Here is a 6599-nt window from a genome sequence, read left to right as displayed (position 1 = left end):
CCGCTGCCGCCGAAGCCGCTGCCGCCGAAGCCGCTGCCGCCGAAGCCGCTGCCGCCGAAGCCGCTGCCGCCGAAGCCGCTGCCGCCGAAGCCGCTGCCGCCGAAGCCGCTGCCGCCGAAGCCGCTGCGTTGGAAGTGGAAATGGCTGCCTTCGAGCAGGCGGAGCGCGACGCGCGTGCCGCCGCGGAGCAGCTCGCCCTCGAGCAGTCCGAGCGCGAGGCTGCGGCCTTCGCCCAGATGCAAGCGGAGCTGGCCGAACTCGCCGCCCGCGCCCAGGCGGAACACGAGGCGCGCGAGGCGGAGGCCCGCGAGGCCGAAGCGCGTGCCGCCGCTGAACAGGCTGCGCGAGAGCAGGCCGCGCGCGACGCCGCGGCCGAGGCGCAGCGCCTCCAAGCGGAGCGTGAGGCCGAAGAGGCCCGGCAGGTTGCCGAACGCGCCGAGCGGGCGCGCATCGCCGAGGAACTGGCGCGCCGCGAGGCAGCCCGGCGGGCCGCGGAAGAGTCCGCGGGATCGAGCGCTCCCGAGGCGGTCGTCGGCCTGGTTTTCGACGCCACGACCGTGCCTGACGCCGGGGACCCGGAGGATCCGGACGAGGCGCTCGACACCACCGATATCGACACCGACCTGCTCGAGATCTTCCTCGAGGAATCGAACGACCTGCTCGACCACAGCGATGGCCTGATGGCCCGCCTGCGCGACGAGCACGAGGACCGCGAGCTCATCACGGGCTTGCAGCGCGACCTGCACACGCTCAAGGGCGGCGCGCGCATGGCCGGCGTCTGGGCCATCGGCGAACTCGGCCACGCGATGGAGTCCCTGCTCGAAGCCGTGGCCGACGGCAAGCGCAGCCTCGACGCCCGCGGTGTCATCGTCCTCGAGCGCTGTTTCGACCGCCTCCACGCGATGACGACCCGCGTCGCCGAGCGGAAGGCGATCGTCCAGCCGAACGGCCTGATCGCCCAGGTCAACGCCCTCGCGCTCGGCCAGCCGCTGCCGGGTGCCGTGGCAGGCGATGCCGAAACCGGCACGGCGCCGGTCGCCGTGGAAGCTCGCAAGCCCAAGCTTGCCGAGCTGTCGCGCCCGATCGAGGACGTCCTCGACGACGACGACGGCGGCGCGCTGCGCGCCGCTCAGGAGCAGGTGCGCATCCGCGCCGACCTGCTCGACAAGCTCGTCAACTACGCCGGCGAGGTGGCCATCTACCGCGCCCGTCTCGAGCAGCAGCTCGGCGCGTTCCGAGGCAACCTCAATGAACTCGAGCAGACGACCTCGCGTATCCGCGACCAGCTGCGCCGCCTCGAGATCGAAACCGAAGCGCAGATCGCCTCGCGCTACCAGCGCGAGGAGGAGACGAGCAAGCAGTTCGACCCACTGGAGTTCGACCGCTTCTCGACGCAGCAGCAGCTCACCCGCTCGCTGGCCGAGTCGACGAACGACTTGGGCAACCTCTACGACTCGCTCGACGAACTGACCCGCGGCTACGAAGCCCTGCTGCTGCAGCAGTCGCGCGTGAGCTCGGACCTGCAGGAAGGTCTCATGCGCACGCGCATGCTGCCCTTCGAATCGCTGGTCCCGCGCCTCCGCCGCGTGCTCCGCCAGGCCTGCACCGACACCGGCAAGCAGGCCCAGCTCAAGGTCGACGGCGCCAGCGGCGAAATGGACCGTTCGGTGCTCGACCGCATGACGGCGCCGATCGAGCACATGCTGCGCAACGCCATCGCCCACGGCCTCGAAACGCCGGAAGAACGCCGAAAGGCGAAGAAGGACGCCGAGGGCACGGTCCGCATCGCGGTGGCGCGCGAAGGCTCCGAAGTGGTGCTGCGCTTGACCGACGACGGCAAGGGGCTCGACCGCGACCGCATCTTCGCCAAGGCCGTCGAGCGTGGCCTGACGACGGCCGACGCCCAGCTCAGCGACGAGCAGGTGTTCGGCTTCATCCTGGAATCCGGTTTCTCGACCGCCGAGACGGTGAGCAAGCTCGCCGGCCGCGGCGTCGGCATGGACGTCGTCTACAGCGAAATCCGCCAGCTCGGCGGCTCGCTGCAGATCCGCTCCACGCCCGGCAAGGGCAGCGAATTCACGGTGCGCCTGCCGTTCACCCTCGCAGTCACGCAGGCGGTGTTCGTCAAGATCGGCGAGACGCGCTTCGCCGTGCCGATCGCCTCGGTGCAGGGCGTCGCGCGCATCGGCCGCAGCGAGTTGGCCGAGCAGGAAGCCACGGGCAACCCGGTGTTCCGTTACGCCGGCGAGGACTACGGCATCTACGACCTCGGCCGCCTCGTGGGCCATGCGCCTGCCAATGCGGAAGGCAGCCTGCAGATGCCGCTGCTGCTGGCCCGCTCCGGCGACCTGCGCGCCGCGATCTGCGTCGACCAGGTGCTCGGCAGCCGCGAGATCGTGGTGAAGCCGGTCGGGCCGCAGGTCAGCTCGGTGACCGGCATCTTCGGCGCCACCATCATGGGTGACGGCTCGGTCGTGGTGATCCTCGACGTCGCGCCGCTGGCCCGTCGATTCAACGCGCTGGCCGCCGAGGCCATCGTCGAGGACCGCCCGGCGACGCCGGTTGCCGCGCCGCTGGCCGAGCGCAAGGTGCCCTTCGTGATGGTGGTCGACGACTCGATCACCATGCGCAAGGTCACCGGGCGCGTGCTCGAACGCCACAACTTCGAGGTCGGCACGGCGAAGGACGGCGTTGATGCCATCGAGAAGATGGCGGAGCGCGTCCCCGACCTGATGCTGCTCGACATCGAGATGCCGCGCATGGACGGTTACGAGTTGGCGCAGACGATGCGCGGCGACGCACGACTGCGCGACGTGCCGATCATCATGATCACCTCGCGTACCGGCGACAAACACCGCCAGCGTGCGTTCGAGATCGGCGTTAACCGCTACCTCGGCAAGCCCTACCAGGAGCCGGAACTGATCCGCCACGTCTTCGAGCTGCTGGCCGAGGTGGCCGCGCGTGGCTGACGGGTCGCGTCTCAAGGTGGCGCTGCTCGCCCGCGCTGGCGACGCCCGCGAGCAGCTGAAGCGGGCGATCACCGAACTCGGCGCCGAGCTCGTGGTGGAGGCCGACCCGAACGAACTTGCGCAGGGGGCCTTGGCGTCCGCAGGCGCGACGACCGTCCTGGTCAGCGTCGAGCCGGCGGTCGAAGCCGCCCTCGATCGCCTCGACGACGAACTGCTCGCCCCCGGCTTGAACGTCATGTTCGACGAAGCCGAGACCACATCGAAGCTGCAGGGCTGGGACCTCAACCGCTGGGCGCGCCACCTGGCCGCGAAGTTGCTGGGGCGCGACGTTTTTCCGCCCGGTGCGGAGCCCATGGCGCACCAGGAAGCGGCCGAATTCCTCGAGCCCGGCGCGCCGACCACGCCCGCCGCCCTGGCGGACGAGGCCCGCATCGACGATTTCGCTGCCGAGATCAATGCATCGGCAGCGGAGGTGCCGAGCGCCTACCGGCCGAGCGACGCGCCGATCCCGGTCGATGCGCCCGATCCCCAGGCCGCGGCCGAGGCTTCGCCAACCGCCCCGTGGGTGACACCGCCGGCCGAGGAGGGCGATCCGCAGCATCTTGATCTCGATCTCGCCGCTTTGGCGCTGGCCATGCAGGCGCCCGTCGTCGACGTGGGTGGTCCGGAAGCCCACGCCGCCGGCCACGTCGCGGCACTCTCCGTCGCGGACGATCTGGACGTCGGAATGATCGACTTGCGCGGCTTGGAGTTGGTCGACGACGACGGCGGCGAGACGATGGCGCGCCCGACCCAGCCATCGGTCTCGCTGCTCTCCGCCAAGGAAATCAGCTTCGATGCCCCGATGCCGCCTGTCGAGGCCGATGCACTGTCGATGGACGTCGAAGAGCTCACCCTGACCGAGGATGAGCTCGCCGCCTTCGGCGACGGCGCTGGATTCCGCTTCGCGAGTACCGACGGCGTGTCCATGCTGGCCGACGATGGCGGTGACGAGTCCTTGGCGATGGACCCCGAGCTTGCGAAGCTGGCGGCGTCCTTCGACGAGAACCTCGACGCGCTGACGTTCGAGGGGCGCAGCGAGGAGGTCGGCGAAGATTTCCCGTCGTTCGATCGCCAGGAGACCCCGCTCGCGCTCGGTGTCCAAGGGGACGTCCCTCTGGAGCCCGTGCGGGCCTATGCCGAGCCGCCGCCGATCCCTGATTTCGATTTCGCCGAAGGCGACCTGCCCGAGGCGCCGAAGGCGCCTGCCGCCGTGGTCCCCGACACCGGGGCGCTCAGCCTTTCGGCCGAGGACGACCCGCCGGTGGCGACGCCCCCGCCCGCCAGCAAGCCGCAGTTCGATTTCTCCGCGCTGGCAAGCCTCGAGCTCGCCCCGATCGACGATGCACCCGCTGCCCCGCTGCCGCCGGTCGTCTCCGATGCGGTCATGCCCGACCTCGCACACCTGAGCCTGAGCCCACTGGCCGGGGGCGTCGAAGAATCCGCTCCCGCCACGAGGACGGTGTTGCTGCTCTCCGGTATCGGTGGCCCGGACGCGGTGCGCCAGATCGTTCGCGCGCTGCCCGCGAGCTTCCCGCTCGCCGTCGTACTGCAGCAAAACCTCGATGGCGGCCGCCATGACCGGTTCGTCGAACAGCTTGCGAAGATCAGCCGCCTTCCCGTCGCCTTGGCCGAGGCCAACGAGACGCCGCCCGCGGGCGCCGTGCGTGTGCTGCCCGACGGCCTGTCCAGCGCCGGTGCCCTCAGTTTCCCGAGGGACGGAGGCGTGGCCACGCTGATCGCCGCGACGATGGCGACGGAGGGCGCCGTCGTTGTCCTCAGCGGCGCCGACGAAGCCGTCGTCGAACCACTGGTGCGCGCGATGGCCAACGGCACGCGCGTCCTTGTGCAGGATCCGTCGAGCTGCTTCGATGCGAAGGCCGCCGTGGCCTTGCAGGCGGCTGGCGCATCCCCGGTGGCGGCCACCGACATGGCCGCGCGGCTCGATGCCTATTTCCCCACCTGATGCGACTCGAACGGAACACGCCATGAGCACCGAGCAGAACGATATCCGTGGCGTGATGATCGCCGTCGGCGGCGGAGGACGCCTGCTGTTGCCGAACGCGAACGTCGCCGAGGTCATTTCGTATTCCGAGCCGGAGCGCGTGGACGCGGCGCCGGAGTGGCTGCTCGGCGTGGCGCGGTGGCGCGGCTGGCGCTTGCCGATCCTCAGTTTCCCGCAGCTGGTTGGTTGGCCGTCCGACAGCGTGCAGCTTGGTGCGAAGGTCGCCGTGCTGAAAGCCCTCGGCGGCAATCCGCGCTTGCCCTACTTCGCCCTGGTGTCGACGGGCTTCCCGCGCCTGGTCAGCGTCGCGCGCGAGCGCCTGCTGCCGGTCGAGGACATGCGCGAACATCCGCTCGGCGTGCAGGCCCGCGTGCAGCTCGGCGAGGACATCGCCGTGATCCCCGACCTGATGACGGTCGAACTGCTCGTCGACGAAGCGCTCTCCAAGGCCGCCTGACGCCGGGCGCAGTCCTGGCAGCGGACGCGCGGCTCAGCGCCGCGCGAACACGGTGATCTCTTCGCGGTCGTGGTAGAGCTGGCGGGCGCGCAGCGCCTTCAGCTCGCCGGCCTGCGCACGGAACAGGTCGAGGCAGAGCACGGTCTCGTCCCAGCGCTTCTTCATCGGCAGCTTGAGGTTGAAGATCGCGTTGCGGCACCAGCCCTCGCGGAACCATTCGGCCATGCGCTCGGCGACGCGGCGCGGTTGCTCGACCATGTCGCAGACCATCCAGTCGAGCGGGCGGGCGGGCTGCCACTTGAAGCCGTCGGCGCGCAGGTGCTCGACCTGCGGATGCCCCGCCACGGGCTCCTTCAGCGGGCCGTTGTCGACGGCGGTGACGCGCAGGCCCGCGCGCACCAGCACCCACGTCCAACCGCCCGGCGCCGCGCCGAGGTCGGCGCCGCGCAGGCCGTCGCGCAGCAGCGTCGTCCGCTCGTCGTCGGTGAGCAGAGTGTGGATCGCCTCGTCGAGCTTGGCAGCGCTGCGGCTCGGCGCGTTCGGCGGCTGGCGCAGCCGCGGGATGCCGCCCGGCCAGGGGCTGCTGTCCTCGACGCGCGAGAGCGCCAGTTCCATGCGCGTGCCGGAATGCAACAGCACGTGCAGGCGAGGCTTGCGCGCATCCGGCTTGTCGGTGAGCCAGCCCGGCTTGCGCAGGGCCGGACGCAGGGCGTTGCCGAAGCCGCGAGCCAGGCCGGCCAGCTCACGGCCCTCGTCACTGTCGCTGTGCTCGACCACGAGATCGCCGAAGCGCAAGGGCCCACCCAAGGCTGCCGCGACCGTTTCGCGGGTCGTCTCCAAGGCGGCCAGCAGTGGCGTGATGCGGTCGGTCGGATCGATGCCATCCAGGCGCACGAGCCCCAGCAGTTTCTGCCGCGCAAAAATCAGGTCATCGAAGGCCAGTTGCCGTTCCAGCAGCGCTGCACTCGCGCAGACGTAGCGCACGATACCGTTGCCGCGCTCGGTCGCGGCGTGGCCCCAGTGGTCGCGCTCGCCTGCACGCGCGGTGAGTTCGGCGGCGAGCTCGGGCTCGAAGCCCGGCCGGCAGTAGGCGATCAGGGCCGGTTCGGGCTTCAGGATGCTCATCGCG

General features: G+C 70.7%; 4 protein-coding genes. 3 read left to right on the top strand and 1 reads right to left on the bottom strand.

All coding sequences use genetic code 11. The annotated features are described in order from the left end of the window. From ACYVAK_RS02575 to ACYVAK_RS02565, 3 genes are all read left to right on the top strand, one after another. On the top strand, window positions 1-2969 hold a 2969-nt coding region (locus tag ACYVAK_RS02575; protein WP_461057678.1), incomplete at its 5' end, for a hybrid sensor histidine kinase/response regulator. Then, the gene (locus ACYVAK_RS02570) at window positions 2962-4974 is read left to right on the top strand and encodes a chemotaxis protein CheB (protein WP_461057676.1); all 2013 of its coding nucleotides are present in this window, start codon (window positions 2962-2964) and stop codon (window positions 4972-4974) included. The genes ACYVAK_RS02575 and ACYVAK_RS02570, both read left to right, overlap by 8 nt. Before the next feature lie 22 nt (window positions 4975-4996). Then, window positions 4997-5470, top strand: coding sequence for a chemotaxis protein CheW (locus ACYVAK_RS02565; protein ID WP_461057674.1), 474 nt, complete (start codon window positions 4997-4999; stop codon window positions 5468-5470). Between the two features lie 33 nt (window positions 5471-5503). Here ACYVAK_RS02565 and rlmM read toward each other — a convergent pair whose 3' ends face one another. After that, a complete protein-coding gene (gene rlmM / locus ACYVAK_RS02560; RefSeq protein ID WP_461057672.1) occupies window positions 5504-6595 on the bottom strand; it encodes a 23S rRNA (cytidine(2498)-2'-O)-methyltransferase RlmM in 1092 nt (363 codons plus the stop codon). Window positions 6596-6599 lie beyond the last annotated feature (4 nt).

The organism is Silanimonas algicola (assembly GCF_054777375.1).
The sequence above is the reverse complement of the archived record's forward strand: the minus strand, read 5'-3'. Positions and strand labels throughout refer to the sequence as shown.